14 protein-coding genes are annotated in these 17652 nt (G+C 64.3%); 5 read left to right on the top strand and 9 right to left on the bottom strand.

Annotated features, from left to right (window positions below):
- Nucleotides 1-53: 53 nt before the first annotated feature.
- Nucleotides 54-1370, top strand: coding sequence for a GGDEF domain-containing protein (locus tag GB927_RS08220; RefSeq protein ID WP_256116221.1), 1317 nt, complete (start codon nt 54-56; stop codon nt 1368-1370).
- A 6-nt stretch (nt 1371-1376) separates the two neighbouring features.
- Here GB927_RS08220 and GB927_RS08215 read toward each other — a convergent pair whose 3' ends face one another.
- From GB927_RS08215 to GB927_RS08190, 6 genes are all read right to left on the bottom strand, one after another.
- The gene (locus GB927_RS08215; RefSeq protein WP_256116220.1) at nt 1377-3458 is read right to left on the bottom strand and encodes a caspase family protein; all 2082 of its coding nucleotides are present in this window, start codon (nt 3456-3458) and stop codon (nt 1377-1379) included.
- 87 nt (nt 3459-3545) lie between these two features.
- Nucleotides 3546-5411 carry a methyltransferase domain-containing protein gene (locus GB927_RS08210; RefSeq protein WP_256116219.1) on the bottom strand — a complete coding sequence of 622 codons (1866 nt, stop codon included), beginning with the start codon at nt 5409-5411 and terminating at the stop codon, nt 3546-3548.
- A 7-nt stretch (nt 5412-5418) separates the two neighbouring features.
- Nucleotides 5419-7635, bottom strand: coding sequence for a glycosyltransferase family protein (locus tag GB927_RS08205; protein ID WP_256116218.1), 2217 nt, complete (start codon nt 7633-7635; stop codon nt 5419-5421).
- Entirely contained in the window at nt 7632-8072 is a 441-nt protein-coding gene (locus GB927_RS08200) for a hypothetical protein (RefSeq protein ID WP_256116217.1), read from the bottom strand. The genes GB927_RS08205 and GB927_RS08200 overlap by 4 nt, the downstream gene beginning before the upstream one ends.
- 125 nt (nt 8073-8197) lie before the next feature.
- Nucleotides 8198-9877 carry a heparinase II/III domain-containing protein gene (locus GB927_RS08195; RefSeq protein ID WP_256116215.1) on the bottom strand — a complete coding sequence of 560 codons (1680 nt, stop codon included), beginning with the start codon at nt 9875-9877 and terminating at the stop codon, nt 8198-8200.
- Nucleotides 9874-10071: a hypothetical protein gene (locus GB927_RS08190; protein ID WP_256116214.1), complete on the bottom strand. Its 198-nt coding sequence runs from the start codon at nt 10069-10071 to the stop codon at nt 9874-9876. Before GB927_RS08190 ends, GB927_RS08195 begins: the two co-directional genes overlap by 4 nt.
- 276 nt (nt 10072-10347) lie before the next feature.
- Here GB927_RS08190 and GB927_RS08185 point away from each other — a divergent pair, with 276 nt between their 5' ends.
- Together GB927_RS08185 and GB927_RS08180 are read left to right on the top strand one after the other, a co-directional pair.
- Nucleotides 10348-11775, top strand: coding sequence for an amidase (locus GB927_RS08185; RefSeq protein WP_256116213.1), 1428 nt, complete (start codon nt 10348-10350; stop codon nt 11773-11775).
- 65 nt (nt 11776-11840) lie between these two features.
- On the top strand, nt 11841-12515 hold the full coding sequence (locus GB927_RS08180; RefSeq protein ID WP_256116212.1) for a TetR/AcrR family transcriptional regulator: 675 nt from the start codon (nt 11841-11843) through the stop codon (nt 12513-12515).
- On the opposite strand, the gene araH is transcribed toward GB927_RS08180, so the two are convergent.
- From araH to GB927_RS08165, 3 genes are all read right to left on the bottom strand, one after another.
- Nucleotides 12512-13462, bottom strand: coding sequence for an L-arabinose ABC transporter permease AraH (araH, locus tag GB927_RS08175; protein ID WP_256116211.1), 951 nt, complete (start codon nt 13460-13462; stop codon nt 12512-12514). The genes GB927_RS08180 and araH overlap by 4 nt on opposite strands.
- Nucleotides 13459-14991, bottom strand: a complete 1533-nt coding sequence (gene araG, locus GB927_RS08170) for an L-arabinose ABC transporter ATP-binding protein AraG (RefSeq protein WP_256116210.1) — start codon at nt 14989-14991, stop codon at nt 13459-13461. Before araG ends, araH begins: the two co-directional genes overlap by 4 nt.
- A gap of 66 nt (nt 14992-15057) precedes the next feature.
- The gene (locus tag GB927_RS08165; protein WP_256116209.1) at nt 15058-16041 is read right to left on the bottom strand and encodes an arabinose ABC transporter substrate-binding protein; all 984 of its coding nucleotides are present in this window, start codon (nt 16039-16041) and stop codon (nt 15058-15060) included.
- 187 nt (nt 16042-16228) lie between these two features.
- On the opposite strand from GB927_RS08165, the gene GB927_RS08160 reads away from it, so the two are divergent.
- Nucleotides 16229-16996 (top strand): FadR/GntR family transcriptional regulator, encoded by a 768-nt coding sequence (locus GB927_RS08160; protein ID WP_256116208.1) that lies wholly within the window; start codon nt 16229-16231, stop codon nt 16994-16996.
- 34 nt (nt 16997-17030) lie between these two features.
- On the top strand, nt 17031-17652 hold a 622-nt coding region (gene dgoD, locus GB927_RS08155), incomplete at its 3' end, for a galactonate dehydratase (RefSeq protein ID WP_256116207.1).

The raw sequence follows: 17652 nt of genomic DNA, 5'->3' as shown, positions 1-17652 counted from the left end.
AATCTCCTCGGACCCTGGATGGTCACGCCTTATCCGTAGCGAGTATCGAGCGCATGAGCATGCATGAAGCTGCAAAGACGAGCGCCCTTTCACCCCATGATGGGGTGGCAGGCGATCCGGCTCGCGCACGATCGCGCCAGGAGGTGGATTTCTGGATGGATTGCGTCGGCGCGCCGCTGGTTCTCATGGAGAAACAGGCGCTGACGGTGCGTTATGCCAACCGCAATGCCGCTATCCTCTTCGGCCTCGGCCTGGAGCCGTTCGGCGCCTGCCCGGTCGACGAGCTGGTCGGCCCGGAAGCAGCACTCATGCTGGGCCAGATCTGGAGCGTGGCGCCGGTCGGCGTTCCAGGGGAACCCTTTCTCGTCCGTGCGCTCGTCCAGGGCCAGGAGCGCACGCTCATGGTGCAGGTCACCAAGCTTGCGGTCGAAGACGAGATCCTGCGCCTTTTCAGCTTCGTCGACGCGCCGCCGCAGGGCTCGGTGACGCTTGCCGGCTGGCAGGAAAACGTCATCTCGCTGCTGAACTGGCTGCCATTCGGCTTCGAGATCGCCAGCTCCGAGGACCAGATCCAGTTCGCCAATTCGACCTTCAAAGAGCTGTTCGGCTACACGATGGACGACATCGCCAATATCGAGGACTGGTGGCGGCTTGCCTATCCGGACCCCGAATATCGCGAATTCGCCCGCACGCAGTGGCATTCGTCGATCGCCGCGGCGCGCGCCGAGGACCGCGAGATGACGCCCTTCGACCTGGATGTGATGACGGCCAGCGGCGCCAGGCGCACCATCCAGTTCCGCCACCGCACCATCGGCAATTTCAACGTCAACCTCTATATCGACGTGACGCGCGAGCGGGCCTATGCCGAAGAGCTCAAGGTTCTGGCGGATACCGATCCGCTGACCGGCGCGATGAACCGGCGGCGCTTCTTCGAGGAGGCCGATCGCATCCATGCCGACAGCCAGCGGCGCGGCACGCCGATCGCCTTCCTGATGCTGGACATCGATCACTTCAAATCCATCAACGACAGATACGGCCACGGCGTCGGCGATCTGGTGCTCATCGAGTTCACCCGGCGCTGCCGCGAGGTGCTGCATCCCGGCGATTGCTTCGGCCGGATGGGTGGCGAGGAATTCGCCGTGGTTCTGGGCGCGGGCACGCGGGAAACCGTCTACACGGTGGCCGAGAAAATTCGCAGCGCAATCGGCGCAGACCTTTTCGCCGTCGGCCTCGAACCCTTCAAAGTCTCGGTCAGTGCCGGCGGCGCGATATGCGAGACCGGCGAAAGCGTCGGCTCGGTCATTTCCCGCGCGGACAACGCCCTCTACGACGCCAAGAAATCCGGCCGCGACCGCGTAATCATTCGTTAAAGCGGTTTATTTCACGGCTATTGGCTGGAAGCTTGAGGCGAATTTTTCGGCTTTCTTGACGGCCTTGTTGCCGAGTTTTTCGCTGAGCGTCGCCACATTCTCCTGCGCCCGCTCGACGCCGTTGGCCTTGGCGAGCGTGAACCAGGCGAGCGCCTCGGCGGGGTCCTTCTTCAGGCCGATGCCGTCAAGATAAAGCGTGGCGAGCCGGAACTGCGCCTCGTTATAGCCTTGACGCGCAGCCCTGCGGATCCATTCCGCGCCGGCCGCCGGGTTCTGCTTCAGGGCGCTGCCGTCGATATAGAGGTCGCCGAGCCGCAGTTCGGCGTAGATATGCCCCATCTCGGCGGCCCCCGTCAGCAGGATCTCGGCCTGCGCGACATCCTTCGGCACCGCCTTGCCGTCGAGGTAATAGGCCGAAAGCTTCTCCATGGCCGGGGCAAAACCCTGTTTTGCGGCCCGCCAGAGCCAATAGGCCGCCTTCTGGGGGTCGGCGCTCACGCCAAGGCCGTTTTCGTAGATGAGCGCGAGGTTGAACTCGGCGAAGACGTTCTTCTTCGCAGCCCCCAGCACATACCAGTAACGGGCTTCGTTCAGGTTCTTCTCGATGCCGCGGCCGTCGCGATAGACGTCGCCGAGCGAGCGATAGGCAATCGGGAAGCCGGCGGCGGCGCCCGTGCGATAGATCTCGCGCGCCTCGGCGTTGCGGCCCGCGGCGTCGATCGCCCGGCCGTAATTCATGAGAATGCGAAAGCTGTCCGGATATTGTTTGAGTGCCGCCATGCAGGCGGGAACGGCAGTCTCCGGCTTGATCTGCTTGAAATAGACGCCGACGGCGGGGTCTGCGATCTCCTGCACATGGCCGGCCTCGCGGTCGCAGTCGGTGATTTCCGGATAGAGCGGGTTTTCCGAGAACTCCTCGTAATTCGCCGTGACGCGCCCGGAAATCGCCGGCACCGTCTCGTCGGAGCCCTTTGTGGCGTCCTCCAGCCGCAGGCGTGCGAGCTTGGCGAAGACGCCCTCGGGGAACTTTTCCAGGTAGATGCGGTATTGCTCGGCAGTGCCAGCGGCCTGGATGTCGTTCCACATCAACAGGTCTTCGGCGGCATTGATGCTGCGGTCGACGGCAAGGGTCGCGACTTCCTCTTCCTTGGGCTTCTTCGCCTCTTCCAGCACCTCCACCCGCATCTCGGCTATGTCGGCGAAAAGTCCCTGCGGGAAGGTGGCGAGATAGGACTTGTAGCTTGCGGCATTGTCCTCGTCCGCCGCGGCCTGCCAGGCCTCCGCATCCTGCGTCGCTTCGGCCGAGAATTTCGGCTCTTCCGGCAGCGCTTCGGTGAAGAAGAAATCCTTGGTCAGCGAGGAATTGTCCCACGGCACCTGCTCGCCGCCAGTCTCGTCGACCACCCGTTCGCGCACGCGCTTGAAGACCTGCTCGATCGGCAGGCCCGGCGCGGTGATGAGCTCGGCCAGCGCCTTCGTGAAGGGGCTGTTGCCCTTCGTGCCATCGGTCGCGACCTTGCCCGGTGCCGTGGCAAAGGCGATGAAGGTGCCGAGCGGCCCGGTGGCGCGCGCAAGCCCGCGCGTCGCACCGTCATTGGCCGCGGCGCCCGCCGAGCGGTTGGTCTCCAGCGGATTGTTGCGGCAGGCGTCCACGATGAACACGGCGATGCGGGGCCGCACCCGTTCGATCTGCTCCGTCACCATCTTCAGGCTGAAAGCCTCGAGCGGCAGGTCGGACGAGCTCGTGAGCTGGCTGTCCGTCGGGATCAGGTAGTTCTCGTCGGCAAACTGGATGCCGTGGCCGGCATAATAGATGACGGCATTGGTTTCAGGCGTCAGCGCATCGGCAAAGCTGCGCATCGCGCGCACCATCTGCTGGCGGTTGCCGTCGATGACCGGGAAAGTCTTGAAACCCGCCGCCGAAAGCGCCTTTTCCATCAGTCGCGCATCACTCTCCGCATTGGGCAGATGCGGGAGCGCACTGTATTTGCCGTTGCCGATCACCAGCGCGACACGGTTTTCCTTGGCGGCGAGCGTCGCCGTCGCCGTGCAGAGAAGGAACGCGAGAAGCAGAAAGAAACGTTGCATGTGCATCGGCATCCCATGAAAATCCGACCAGCCATCACAGCATAGTCCCGCAGCCTGATATTGAGCAAGACGGGATGCCTCGGCGCATTATTCTGTGTCCTCGCCATCGAAGCGGCCTTCCAGCATGCCGGCCAGCACGTCCGCGCCGTTTTGCCAGCGCGCGCCGGTGATGGCGGCACAGGCGGCCGTCAGCGCGGCCCGCGCGTCGGCCGACAGCAGTCTGTCGATAGCGGCGGAAAGCCCGGCTTCGCCATCGCCCAAACGGTGCATCAAGGCGGCGCCACGCTCTTGCGCCCAGCGGGCGCGATCGACCTGGCGGTCCATGTCAGGGCTTTCGTCCGGCACGAAAAGCGTGGGAATGCCGCCGGCGATGTGCTCGTGGAAGGTGTTGTATCCCGCCCGCACGATCGCGGCGTCGAAGGCGCGGCTATGGGCATAGGCGGGGTGGAGGGTGACCAGGCGGTGACGCGTCGGGTGGCGCGGGGCGACGTTTCCGGTGAGCGGCGATTTCAGCTCCACGATGTGAATGTCCGGCCTCGCCAGCAGATCGTCGAGCAGCCGTCCATGCAGATGCGTGAGATCCGGATTGGAGGAGCGAGAGAGATCGACGAGGACGACGAAACCCTCCTGCGGCAGGCCGAGCGACTGGCGGGCGGCGCCACGTTCCAGCCGCTCCGAGGGATCGATCAGCAACATCGGCGGCACGAGCGTGGTCTTCGCCCGGTCGGTCGTGGTCGGCCCCGCATCGAGGGCGGCGGCATAGTCGTCCGGCTCGATGATGATGGGGAAATGCACGCCCGCGCCGATATAGCTGGCATGGTGGCTCGGCCACATGGCGCGGCGGATCCAGACAGCCTGGAGCTTCGCATGGTTGCGCAGCACCTCTATGATGCCGTCGAAGACGAAGTTGACGTCGTAGATCAGGGTCGTGACATGGTAGGCGTCGAGCAGCAGCTCGATTTCCGTGGCGAGCCGGGCGTTCCAGGCACCGGGCTCTTCGCCCGAAAGCGCGTGGTGCGGAACGAAATGCACCGGAAACCCCATGTCCCGCACGATCCCCGCGCTGTAGCTCATCGTCAGGAAGGCGGCCGGGCGGTGTTTCAGGCGTCGGGCGACCGCGAGCTGGCGCGTGAGATGGCCCTGGCCGATGCCGTTGGCCGAGACGAACAGCACTGCATCCGGCCGATGGGGAGGGCGCGCGGAGGCGAGGTGCGTAGCCGGGGAGACCGCAAAGGCATCCTCGGGCTGCCGCTTTTCAAGCAGGAACACGGAATTGTTGTTGAAGCCGCGCCAGGCGTCTTCCGGCACGTTGATGGCGAAGAGCCGTTCGGCCGGAACGAGGCGGGTCGCGTCATACTCCTCCGGCACCGGCAGCGCCGATCCCAGAGTTTGCAAAAAATCCTCCGGCGAGAAGATCCGCATATGATCCCACTGGCCGAAATGGTCGGTGCGATAATCGTCGGTCCGCTCGTCCAGCGCCTCGCGAAAGCCGCCTTCGAGGAAGGGGACACTGAAGATGTGCAGGCCGCCGGGCTTCAGCAGGCCGTCCAGGCGCGCGGCCACTGCCTTATAATCGCAGGCCACATGCTCCAGCACATGATTGTGCAGCACGATGTCGAAGGAGGCGGGGGCGAAGCGGTCGAGATCGCTGCACAGGTCGATACGCGTGACGGGGAAGGAGAACTGGCCCGGATCGAGATCACCACAGAGATAGTTGCCGCCGAAGCGGTTGCGCAGGATGGTGGCGAGGCATTCTTCGGGTGCCAGATGCAGGACACGACGGTTTCCGGACAGCAGGCCGCGCATGCGCAGCACTTCGAAGATCAGCCGGTGGCGCTCCAGCGAGCCGCAGCCCTCGCACCGCACGTTCTTGCGGATGAAGGCACTGCCCGCCTTGCCATAGGTATCCCCGAAGGCCGAACTGCCACAGATGTTGCAGGCTGGTGGGGTCACCACATCCTCACGTGCTGCCGAGCTTCGTTATGTCCCAATCGGTGCGCAGCATGCGCGCGTGATCCTCCACATAGCGGGCGATGTCCACCGCGCCGTTCTTCCACACGATCGACTGGCAACGGCGAATGACGGCCGCGCGTTCCAGCGGGTCCAGCAGGCGCTCGACATGCTGGGCGGCGAAGCCGAGATCGTAGTCGCGGCGCATCATCCAGCCGCGGCCGGTGAGCTCTGCCCAGCGGGCGCGACTTGCCTGAAGGTCCATCTCGTCGCCCTCGTTGGGCACGAAGAGCGTTGGAATTGAGCCCAGTACCTGTTCGTGGAACGTGTTGTAGCCCGCCGCCGAGATCGCCGCGTCGAAGGCCCGGCTGAAGCGGAAGCTCGGGAAGAGTTCGACCGTGCGGTGCCGCTCGCCGAGAATTTCGAGGCCCGCGGCATTCGGCGTGATGGGCGACTGGATTTCCAGCGCGATCGTATCGGGACGCCTGAGCACCTCGGCGAGAAGCGCTGCGCGCAGGTCCTTGACGTCGAAATTGGCCCCCGCCCCGAGCTGGAACGCCACGACCGTCATGCCGTCCGGGATGCCGAGCGCGGCGCGGGCACTTTCGCGCGACATGCGCTCCGAAGGATCGAGATGCAGAACCGGCGGCACGAGGAAAACCTCCTTGCGGCAGGCGGCCGTCGGGCCGTGGTCGAAGGTCTCCGCCAGTTCGCCCGGCTCGATGACGGCGTCGAAACTGTCGGAGAATTCGAGGAAGACGCGGTGCGATTCCTGCCAGAGCGGGCGACGCACCCAGATCTTGAAAATATCCGGAAACATGTCGAGCGCCCGCGTCACACCCTCGAAGACTGCCGTGGCATCATAGGCGAAGACCGTCGGGCGCAGATGGGCGACGAGTTCGAACAGTTCTTCGGCGAGGCAGGTGTTCCAGTCCTCCGGATCCGCTTCAAGAATGCGGTGATGCGGCAGGAAATGCGCTTGGTAGCCATGCTGCACGGCGGCCTTCATCGAATAGGACATGGTCGCGAAGACCGGCGTCAAATCCGGCGGCAGGCGCTGGGCGATCGCCAGCTGCTGCGTGAGATGGCCGACGCCGATGCCGTTGCTGGAGGCGAAGAGCACGTTGCGCTGCGGAAGCGGCGGGAAAAGCCCGTCGCCGGCCGGCGATGTTGTTTCATCGCCGATGATGCGGGCGACGCGATCACTATAGATCGCCGCATCGTAATTGTTTTCGACAAAACGGCGGGCCTGCTCGCATTGGGACCGGTAAAGCACCGGATCGGCCACGAAACGCGCGATGACGCTTTCGACCTCTGCTGGTTCCGCATAGACGGCGGCTTTTGCGAAGAGTACCGCGAAATGCGGGGGGAGGATCACGACGAGGCCGGTCGCCAGCGCCTCTAGGATCGTGCGTCCAAAAGCCTCCGACCACGCGGGATCATGAAAATAGACGTAGAAATCGAGCGTGCCGAGGAAATCCGGAACGCCATCCCAGGCGAAGGGGATCAGCTCCCAATTGGTGGGGAGCGTGCCATATTTTTCCGCAAGATACGCATCTGCGCCGAGCGCTCGCACGCGAAATCGGCTGCCGTCGGCCGGATAGGCGAGGTGTGCATCTTCCGCGGTCGGCCATTTCAGGGGGTCGGGACGTGAATGGCGGCCGATCACGACGGGGTAGGCGGGCGGGCGGACCGGTTTTGCCGGCCAGTCATCAAGCTCTACGAGGTTGCCCCAGTCCTCCTCCAGCATATGCGCATAGGGCGGCAGCAGGCGTGGCAGGCTGTCGCGCACGACGGCGCTGACGGGGGCGAGATGCACATCGGCGCCGAAGGCATCGCTGGCATGCGCGATGACGCGATCCAGGTCGTATTGCCGGCGGCCGTTGCCGTCATACATCGGGTGGTGCAGCACGATCAGCAGCTTGTCGGTGGTGATCGACAGCCGTCGCGTGGGGCGATTTTCGACGATCGTCGGGTGGTGGATCAGCGTCAGGCGGGCCGTGAGCCGCATGTCGGGATCGATGCGCTCCGTCAGCCCGTCGTCGATCAGTTTTCGCAAGTCGGGATGCATGGGAAAGGGCAGGCCGAGCAGGGGGCCTTTGATGGCGAGAAGCCCCGTCCGGAGACCCGCCCGCGCCGCCGCCCGGATCTCGACGGCGAGCGCGGTCGATGTCCCTCCCTCGAAGCGCGCGTCGGCGACGAAGAGGATGTCGAGCGTTGCACTCATCGCTCGTTCCGAGCCGTCATGCGCGGAGCGGCGGCGAGGAAGGCATCGATGTTCTGCCCGTAGCTGACGACATGCACCGGCTGCCATTTCGAAACGAGCAGTTGCCAGCGCTTGGCGAGATAGGCATTCCACGAAATCTCGGCGGCATGCAGTTTCTGTTCGAGCGCCGAGGGGAGATATTCGAAGATTGCGCCCCGGTTGCGGAAATGCATGAAGTCGAGGCTGTCGGTGAGATAGACGATCTTGTGCCGGCTGCCGAAGCGCTGGTTCGTCACATCGATGATCTCATCGACCTGCGCGGCATCGACGCCGATGAGGGTGACGATAATTGCGGTGAGCGCGGGCTGGGAGGCATAGATTGCGAGGGTCGGCTCCGGCTCGGCCTCCGGTGTTGCAGGCTTTGGGCCGCGCCGCGGCAACCAGCCGAAAATCCCCATTCCGCCTCCTCCTCGATCCCCCGGACAGGCCGGAAAGCGCCGATGAATCAAGGCTATTGCCGGGATTTGGCGGAGTCAAACGAAGTCTGCACGATGCGGGTGGAAATAGCGGGGTGAGACGGCGCTCAGGTGCCAAGCGGCCAGCCGTCGATCGCGGCTGGTTTCCACGTCCCGGTGTCACCGGCGAGGGAGAACCTGACGGTAATGGATTGCGCCTCCCTTGACGCCGGCACGTCAAAGAACAAGCGTCCGAAGGCCGCGTTGCTGCTCTCGCCCGCGGGGGAAGGAGCCCTTTCAAACGACCAGACGAGCCCTGCCGGTTCCAGGATTTCCGCCTCCGCCATCACATCCCCCAAGGCGAGTTTGGCGCGTGCACCATCGAGGGTCACCGTCGCTTGCGTATAGACCTGCCATGTCGCACGCGGCAGGGGACCGTTGCCCGCCTCCAGTTCGTCGACGATGAAAACTGCGCCGCCATCCGCCAGCGCGGCGCCCCGACGCCAGACCGATCGCCGCTCCCCGTCAAAAATCTGGTAGGCCACAAAGCGGTTCTCGCCCTCCTGTCCGGTGCCGAGGAGAGTTGCGTAGGCGTCGAACGATTGCTCTGCCCCATCGATCAGCAGTATATTATGGGCGGCGGTCTGTGTGCGAAAATAGCCGAACCGCCGCGCCCGATCGAAGTAGCCGGGCAGGGCATAATTCTCGCGGCCGAGTTCGCCGGCAAAACGCTGGCCTGCCATTTCCAGCACGAAAGTGCCGAGGTCCAGATGGGCGTGGTTGACATCGTTGCGCCCACCCTTGAGCGCCAGCCAGGTGGTGCCGTTGCGCAGCACCGCGATGCCCGCCGGTTCATAGGCAACGGGTCCTTCGCTCGCGCTCGCCGTTTCAAGGTCCGGTGCGCACCAGAGAAGATCGAAGGGATGCGGATCACCGGGAGCGGCATGTTGCCAGGCCATGGCGTCCGGATCGCCCGTGCGGTTGGCGAGCCAGCCGAGCACCGGCGACCGGCGCGGCTCTTCCGTCGCATCGCCGAAATTGAACATCCGTCCGCTCGGACCGGTGAGACCGCGTCCGTAGCGCCAGGTGTTGAGGAGTGCGGCCGGTGCATCGGGGCCGATGCCCAGGTCCTTCATGAATGCCTGGGCCAGCACCGCGTAGCGCACGGCATATTCCCAATAGTCCGGGCCTTCCGTATAACCGCCGTCTGCCCCGAAAGCGCGCAAACCGTGGTCGATGGCCGGCACGAAGCAGCCGAGCGCGGCGTCTCGGACCTCCTTGTCGGCGCCCTCCAGCGCAGCTGCACCGGCGATCATTCCCGCGCAGCACACGATGTTCCAGTTGTTTTCCGCCGTCATCCAGGGCGCGCCGGCAGCGGCAGCCGCAAGGCCGGGGGAAAGCCCTTTTTCGACGATTGCCGTCGCCATCGTGTCGCGCTCGGTGCGCGAGAGGAGGGGGCGGGTCCAGAGAAGACCGAGCGCCACGCCCGTCGTCATTTCGGCAGTGTCGAGGAAATGGGCGGGATTCCAGCTCTGAAACGCCGCGGCATTCAGAACTTCGCGGATCGCCCGTCTGCGATGCGTGCTGCCGCCGGTGAGGCAATCGGCGATGGCCAGCGTCGCGACACGGTCGATCAGCTTGCGGCTGGTCGGAAGGATGACGTCCCGCCCGTCTTCCCGTTCAAGCTCAAGTAAAGGAGCAGTCTGGATATCGCTGGCAGCCTGTAGAACAGCCGCAGCGTATCGTCTACCGGTACTGGAAGACCGCGCCGATAGCCGGATTCGCGCCGGATCGAGAGAAAGGATCAATAATTGCTACGGCCGCGGGTCGTCGTTGCCAATTCGCGATTGGGCTTTTTCTTCACGACTTTACAGGGGCCTTGTTTGCACTTGACGGTCGTGACCGTCGGCTTGCCAGCGGTTGTTTCGCAGCCGCTCAAGAAGAGAGACGCTGACAACATGGCCGCGAGTGAAGTCCATTTTGCGGCAACAAATTTGGTCATGACCCTGCCCCACTCAGGTTTAGCTGATCTTCATGGAATGCGACCTGCCAAGTAAAGTCAATATCCGGATTGCCCAAAACGGGGTGGGGTCCTTGTTTTCTCTGAAGTTTCATATGGCCGACATGGCCAGGGCGCCTGCGCGGGATTTTGAGGTTGGAGAAAGGCCGGTCGTCGCGCAAAAACTATTTGACTGAGTATTCAGTTTGTTTTCTATTTTGCCCCATCGGTCGCCGGAGAGGAGCCGCGCGGCCGACAGGATTTCACACCGGAGGACCCATGAGCGATCTCGATCTATGCTACCTGCCCGCCCACGAAGCGCTCCGCCGTTTCAAGAGCCGCGAGCTTTCCCCCGTCGACCTGATGGCGGCGACGATCCGCCGAGCGGAAGCCGTGAAGGCGCCGATCAATGCGCTGACCTACACCCATTTCGACGAGGCGATGGATCTCGCCCGCAAGGCGGAGGCAAAATATGCCCGCGGCGCGCGCACCGGCGCACTGGAGGGGCTGCCGGTCGGCATCAAGGACGAGAGCGAGATCGAGGGCAAGCCGAGCTCCATGGGCTCGCTGATCCACAAGGACCATGTCAGCACGCGCACCTCGACGATGAATGCGCGCATCCTGGCGGCGGGCGGCATCGTGCATGCGCGCACGGCGACGCCGGAATTCTGCTGCTCCGGCGCCACCTGGTCGCGGCTGTGGGGCGTCACGCGCAATCCCTGGAACCCGGATTTCACCTGCGGCGGCTCTTCCGGCGGCGCCGGCGCGTCGCTTGCGGCGGGCACGTCTTCGCTGGCGACCGGCTCCGATATCGGCGGCTCGATCCGCATTCCGGCCGCCGCCTGCGGCGTCGTCGGCTACAAGCCTCCCTATGGCCGCAACCCGGACGACCCGCCGTTCAACCTGGATTTCTTCTGCCACACCGGCCCGATGGCCCGCACGGTCAAGGACGCAATCCTGCTGCAGAACGTCATGACCGGCCCGAGCCCGCACGATATCACGACGCTTCGTCCGAAACTGCGCCTGCCGCTGGAATACAAGCCGATCAAGGGCTGGAAGATCGCCTTCTCCATGGATCTCGGTTTCTTCGAGGTCGATCCCGATGTGCAGAAGAACACGCTGGCCGCCCTCGACGTCTTCCGTTCGCTCGGCGCGACGGTCGAAGAGGTCGACCTCGGCTGGAAGCAGAACGTGCTCGATGCCGGCATCGGCTACCTGCAACATCTCTTTGGAGGCTACGTCTCGAAACTGCTCGACGCGCATGGCGACGAGATGACGACCTATGCGCGGCAGTTCGCCGAACGGGGCCGGGTTTCCAGATCGACGGATTTCGTCGCGACCCTGGAGGTGATCGGCGAGATGTACCAGACGCTGGGGCCGCTGCTGGAGCGCTACGACGTGCTCGTCTGCCCGACCAATGCGCTGCCCGCCGTACCGGCCGATTTCGACCAGTCCAAGGATACGGTCGAGATCAATGGCAAGGTGGTGCATCCCATGCTCGGCTGGGCGATGACGACGCCCTTCAACATGATGAGCCGCTGCCCCGTTCTGTCCGTGCCCACCGGCCATGCCGGCAACGGCGTGCCGACCGGCATCCAGATCGTCGGCCGCACCTATTGCGACGCCGACGTTTTTCGCGCCGGGATCGCTTTCGAAGAAGCGCAGGGCGGCTGGTATCGCGATGCGGCGGGCCGCCCGGCCTTGTAACGTTGACCCAGGCGGTCCGTCGTCCGATAAGGCGACGGACCGTCCGGCAATCCGAGACCCTTGCAGTGAAGACACCGAAAGCCGCCCCCAGCGACGATGCGCCGATCACCAAGGCCGGCAAGGCCGATCGCCGTCACCTGCGCGGGCAGGCGAGCGCCCAGCGCATCATCGACACGACCATCCGCCTGATCGCGGAGGACGGGATGGCAGCGGTCACCATGCAGCGCATCGCCGGCGAGATCGGCTCGTCCAATGCGCTGGTCGTCTTCCATTTCGGCACGAAGGAGAAGCTTTTTCGGGCCGTTCTGGAATATCTCAACGACCAGTTCGCCCGCCTCTGGCAGGAGACCGTGCGCCAGCCGGATCTTTCGGCGGCGGGGCGCATCGTCGCGGCGCTCGATTGCGCGCGGCATTTTCGCAGCCGGCATCCGGATTGGGTGTCCGTCTGGGTGCTGTTCGGCAGCGACCGGCAGACCCTACAGCTCGACCGCCAGATCAGCCTGCCCAACGACCGCGCCTATCTCGCCGAAACCCGCGCGCTGCTTGCCGAGGTCGCCCGCGAGGGCGGCCATGCGGGCGTCGATACGGAGACGCTTGCCGAAGGCCTCAACTATCTCGTGCAGGGCGCCTGGTACTGGGACACGTTCAATCCCGACCAGGTCCGCTCCGACGCCCTGCAAAAGACGGCCATGACGCTGCTGCGCGAGGCCTTTCCCGGCAGTTTTCCGCTCCTAGGCTAGGTCCGCCGGCCGGCAGCGGCCGAGCGCAGGTTGTCGAGCAGCACGGCGAGTAGCAGGATCAGGCCGCGCACGACATATTGGTAGAAGGCCTGAATGTTGAGCAGGTTCATGACGTTTTCGGCGATGCCCATGATCAGCACGCCGACGATGACGCCCGTCATCGCCGCCCGCCCGCCGGCCAGCGACACGCCGCCGAGCACACAGGCCGAGATGACCGAGAGTTCGAGGCCCGTCGCGGCATTCGGCTGGCCCGAGGTGATGCGCGAGGCGAGCAGCACGCCGGCCACGGCGCAGACGAGGCCCTGAAGCGCGAAGATCCAGATGCGCATGTTGGAGACATTGACGCCGGCGAGGCGCGACGCTTCCGGATTGCCACCGATCGCCAGCGTGTTCTTGCCGAAGACGGTGCGGTTCAGCACGAAGCCGAAGATGATGAAGAACACGGCCATCACGCAGATCGGCGTCGGGATGCCAAGGAATTTCGACAAGGCGAGCTGGTAGAAACCCGGATCGTTGATGCCGACGGCCCGGCCGTCAGACGCGATCAGCGCTAGGCCGCGCACAATCTGCATGGTGGCGAGCGTCGTGATCAGCGCATTGATGCGGAAGCGGGCGATCACCACGCCATTGACGAGGCCGACGGCGCCGCCGCACAGCAGCGCCGCGAGGAGGCCGATGATGATCGAACCCGAGGCGTTCGAGGCCATGACGGCGACCATGCCGGAAAAGGCGACGGTGGAGCCGACCGAGAGGTCGAAATCGCGCGAGGCGAGGCAGAACATCATCGTGCAGGCAACGATGCCGATGGTGACGACCGATTGTAAGAGGCCGAGCATGTTGCGCTCGGTCAGGAAGTTCGGAACCGTCAGCGCCACGATGGCGAAGGCAATGGCGAAGATGACGACCAGACCCTGTTCGCCGAGGAGAAGTTTTTTCAGAGACGTCATCGTGACTGGACCTGCTGGTTGGGAAGTTCGCTGGCATTCGCCACGTCGGGAAGGGCGGCGGCGAGGATGCGGCGCTCGTCGAAATCGGCGCGCTCGATATCGGCGGCGACCCGGCCCTGGCACATGACCATGATGCGGTCGGTGATGCCCATCACCTCCGGCAGTTCGCTGGAGATGACGACGATCGCCATGCCCTGGCCGGCGAGCTCGTAAAGGATCTCATAGATTTCCGACTTGGCGCCGACGTCGATGCCGCGCGTCGGCTCGTCGATGATGAGGACTTTCACGCCCTGCTCGGAAAGCCAGCGCCCGAGGATGACCTTCTGCTGGTTGCCGCCAGAGAGGTTGACGATCTCCTGTTTGCGCGAGGGCGTGCGGACGCGCAGTTTCGCGATGAAACGGTCTGCCAGCTCCGCCTCCTTCTTCGGCTGGAGAATGCCGAAGGGCGAAAAATGGCGGCGCGAGGAGATTGCCATGTTCTCCTCGATATTGCGGCCCTGCACGATGCCGTCGAATTTTCTGTCTTCCGGGCAGAGCACGATGCCGGAACGGATGGAGTGCGGCGGGCTGTCGGGCGTGACGGTTGCGCCATCGACGCTGACGGTGCCCTGCGAGCGGCTGTCGGCGCCATAGACCAGGCGCGCCATCTCGCTGCGCCCGGCGCCGATCAGACCGAAGAAGCCGAGGATTTCACCCTGGCGCACGGAAAAGCTGATCGGCGTGCGCAGCTTGCGGCCGGCGAGATCCTTGACCTCCAGCCGCACGGCACCGCGTTCGCGCGGGCGAAAACCCCAGATGTTGGAAATCTCGCGACCGACCATTTCGGCGATGATCTGCTCGCGCGTGATCTGCGCGATCTCCGGGTGATGCGCTGCAAGCTTGCCGTCACGCAGCACGGTGAGGCTGTCGCAGAGGCGAAAGATCTCGTCGAGACGGTGGGAGACGTAGAGGATGACCTTGCCCTGCGCGCGCAGGCGATCGATCAGCGTGAAGAGGATTTCGCTTTCGCGGGACGAGAGCGAGGAGGTCGGCTCGTCGAGCGCGATGACGCGCGCATCGGCCATCACGGCCTTGGCGATCTCGACCATCTGGCGCTCGCCGATCGAAAGCGATGCTACCTTGGCGGTCGGATCGATGTCGATGCCGATCTCCGCAAGCTTCTCCTTCACCACGCCGACGAGGCGCGAACGGTCGATCACGCCGGCCTTGCCGGGGAAACGGCCGAGCCAGAGGTTTTCGGCGACCGTCAGCTCGGGCACGAGCTGGAGTTCCTGGTGGATCACGATGACGCCCGCATCGAAGGCATCGCGCACCGAACGATAGTGCTGCAACTGGCCGTCGATCCGGATCTCGCCGGTATCGGCGGATTGATCGCCCGAGAGCACGCGGATGAGGGTCGATTTGCCCGCGCCGTTTTCGCCCATCAGGCCGTGCACCGCGCCCTTCTTCACCGAGAAGGAAACGTCGGCGAGCGCCTGCACGCCGGGATATCCCTTGGATATCGCCTTGAATTCGAGAAAGTCCTGCATCTCTCCACCCCACAAAGAGGCCCGGCGGCAGCACGCCGCCGGGATGACATCACCTTGGGAGGATGATTATTCGATGCCGAGGTCCTTGCGAACCGTCTCGTAATTGTCGCGCAGCGCGACCTGGCCGGCGGTCAGGATCAGCGTTTCCGGCTCCTTGCCGTTGGCGATCCACTCATACATGTTGAGCGCGGTCTCATAGCCGTGACGCTTCGGCGAGATGATCACGGTGCCGAAGAAGCCGGTGGCAGAAGGCTTCTTGAACTCGTTGATCGCCGAATCCGCACCGCCGATGCCCACGCCGATCATGCTGTCGGCGGCAATGCCGACGCTTTCGGTCGCGCGCACCGCGCCGAGCACGGCTTCGTCATTGAGGCCGACGGCGACCCAATGCTTGATGCCGGCATTCTTGTTGAGAACGACGGTCGAGGCGTTGAGCGCCGCTTCCGTATCGGTCTTCGCCTGCGGGGCGTCGAAGATATTGGCTTCCGGGAAGCCGGCGGCCTTCAGCACGGAGAGCGCACCATCGACGCGGTCGACGGCGGTCGGCAGCTGGTCGTAGGAAACGCGGATCGCGCCGACGTCCTTCATGTCCCAGCCGCGCTTCTTGATTTCCTCGACGATCGTCTGGCCGACGGCCTCGCCGATCTTGGTGGCCGAGATGCCCATATGCGGCACGTCCTCGATCGGGCTGCCATCGGCATTGACCAGGCGGTCGTCGACAGTCATCAGCTTGAGGTCGTTGGCGGCGGCCTTGGCGATGATGCCGGGGCCGAGCTTCACATCCGGCGTGCAGACGATGAAGCCCTGTGCGCCCTGTGCGCCGAGATTGTCGATGGCCGACTGAACCTTCTCGCCGTCTTCCGCGCCGATCTTGACGAGGGTGAAACCCTTCTCCTTGGCGGCCTCGTCGGCGAACTTCCATTCGTCCTGGAACCACGGCTCTTCCGGCTGCTTCACGATGAAGCCGATCTTTACGTCGGCGGCGAAGGCGGAGGTCGCGGTGAACACGGCGACGGTGCCAGCCAGGATGGCTGCTTTGATAAAGCCCATTGTCTCTCTCCCAAATTAACTGCGCTTGCAGTGGGCTTTGGTGTAATGTCTTTCATCATATTCGTCAATTGCGTTTGTATGATGAATTAAATATCAGTGTATGATAGTAGTATCGGGATGACGCGAATCCGGTCGTCGCCTTCGGGCGGGAAACGGGATATGCATCGCGGACGGAATGGGGTGGAGAATGGCTGTGCAGGAACAGGATGAACGCGTGAGCGCGCCCGAAGGCGAGGCGATCGTGCGCCGCCCGCGCGTGCAGAAAAACATTACGCGGGCGATCGCCTCGGATATCTGCGCCGACGTCTTTCCGGTCGGCGGCTTCCTGCCGACGGAAAACGAACTGTGCCTGCGCTACGGCGTCAGCCGCACGGTCATCCGCGAATCGCTGAAGATCCTCGAATCCAAGGGCTTGGTGCGCGGGCGTTCGCGGGTGGGCACCGTGGTTTGCGCCAAGGAAGAGTGGAACATCCTCGACCAGCAGGTGCTGGAATGGATCGGGCCGCGCATCTTCGAACTCGACCTGTTGAAATGCGTGCTCGACGCACGCCGTGCCATCGAACCCTTCGCTGCCGAATTCGCCGCCGAGCGCGCGACGGTTCAGGAAGTGGCCGAGATCGAGCGGGCTTGGGAACAGATGCGCGACGCCGAGGGCGATGTTGCGCGCTTCACGGAGGCCGACGTCGCCTTCCACGCCGGCCTGCTGAAGGCCAGCCACAACCAGGTCTTCATGCAGCTTGCGAGCATCATCCGCGCGGCGCTGGAATTCTCGCTTTACGCCTCCAACGAGGCGGTGGATGCACGCGGCGAAGCCGTCGAGATCCATAAGCAGCTCGTCGAGGCGCTGCGCATGCGCGACAAGGCGGCGGCGCGCGACTGCTCCCACCGCATGCTCGACCTTGCCGCACGCGACCTGGCGCTCGCCATCCGGAAACATCCGCCCGCCGGCGAATGACCGCGCCCTTTACCCTTCCAAGACGAGTATCATGATGAAGATCACGAAGCTGACGACCTATATCGTGCCGCCGCGGTGGCTGTTCCTGAAGGTGGAGACGGACGAGGGCATCGTCGGCTGGGGTGAGCCGGTGGTGGAAGGCCGCGCGCTGACCGTGCAGGCGGCCGTGGAAGAACTGTCGGACTATCTTATCGGCAAGGACCCGCTGCTGATCGAGGACCATTGGCAGGTCATGTACCGCGGCGGCTTCTATCGCGGCGGTGCGGTCCACATGTCGGCCCTCGCCGGCATCGACCAGGCGCTCTGGGACATCAAGGGCAAGGCCTATGGCCAGCCGATCCATGCCCTGCTCGGCGGCCAGGTGCGCGACAAGATCAAGGTCTATTCGTGGATCGGCGGCGATCGTCCTGCCGACGTCGCCAACAATGCCCGCGAGGTGGTCGCCCGCGGCTTCAAGGCCATCAAGCTTAATGGCTGCGAGGAGATGCAGATCGTCGATACCTGGGACAAGGTCGAAAAGGCGGTCGAGACCATCGCGACGATCCGCGAGGCGGTCGGCCCCTATATCGGCATCGGCGTCGATTTCCACGGCCGCGTGCACCGGCCGATGGCCAAGGTGCTGGCGAAGGAACTCGAACAGTTCAAGCTGATGTTCA

It is taken from the genome of Shinella lacus, from assembly GCF_010994755.1.
GTDB classification, from domain to species: Bacteria; Pseudomonadota; Alphaproteobacteria; order Rhizobiales; family Rhizobiaceae; genus Shinella; species Shinella lacus.
The sequence above is the reverse complement of the archived record's forward strand: the minus strand, read 5'-3'. Positions and strand labels throughout refer to the sequence as shown.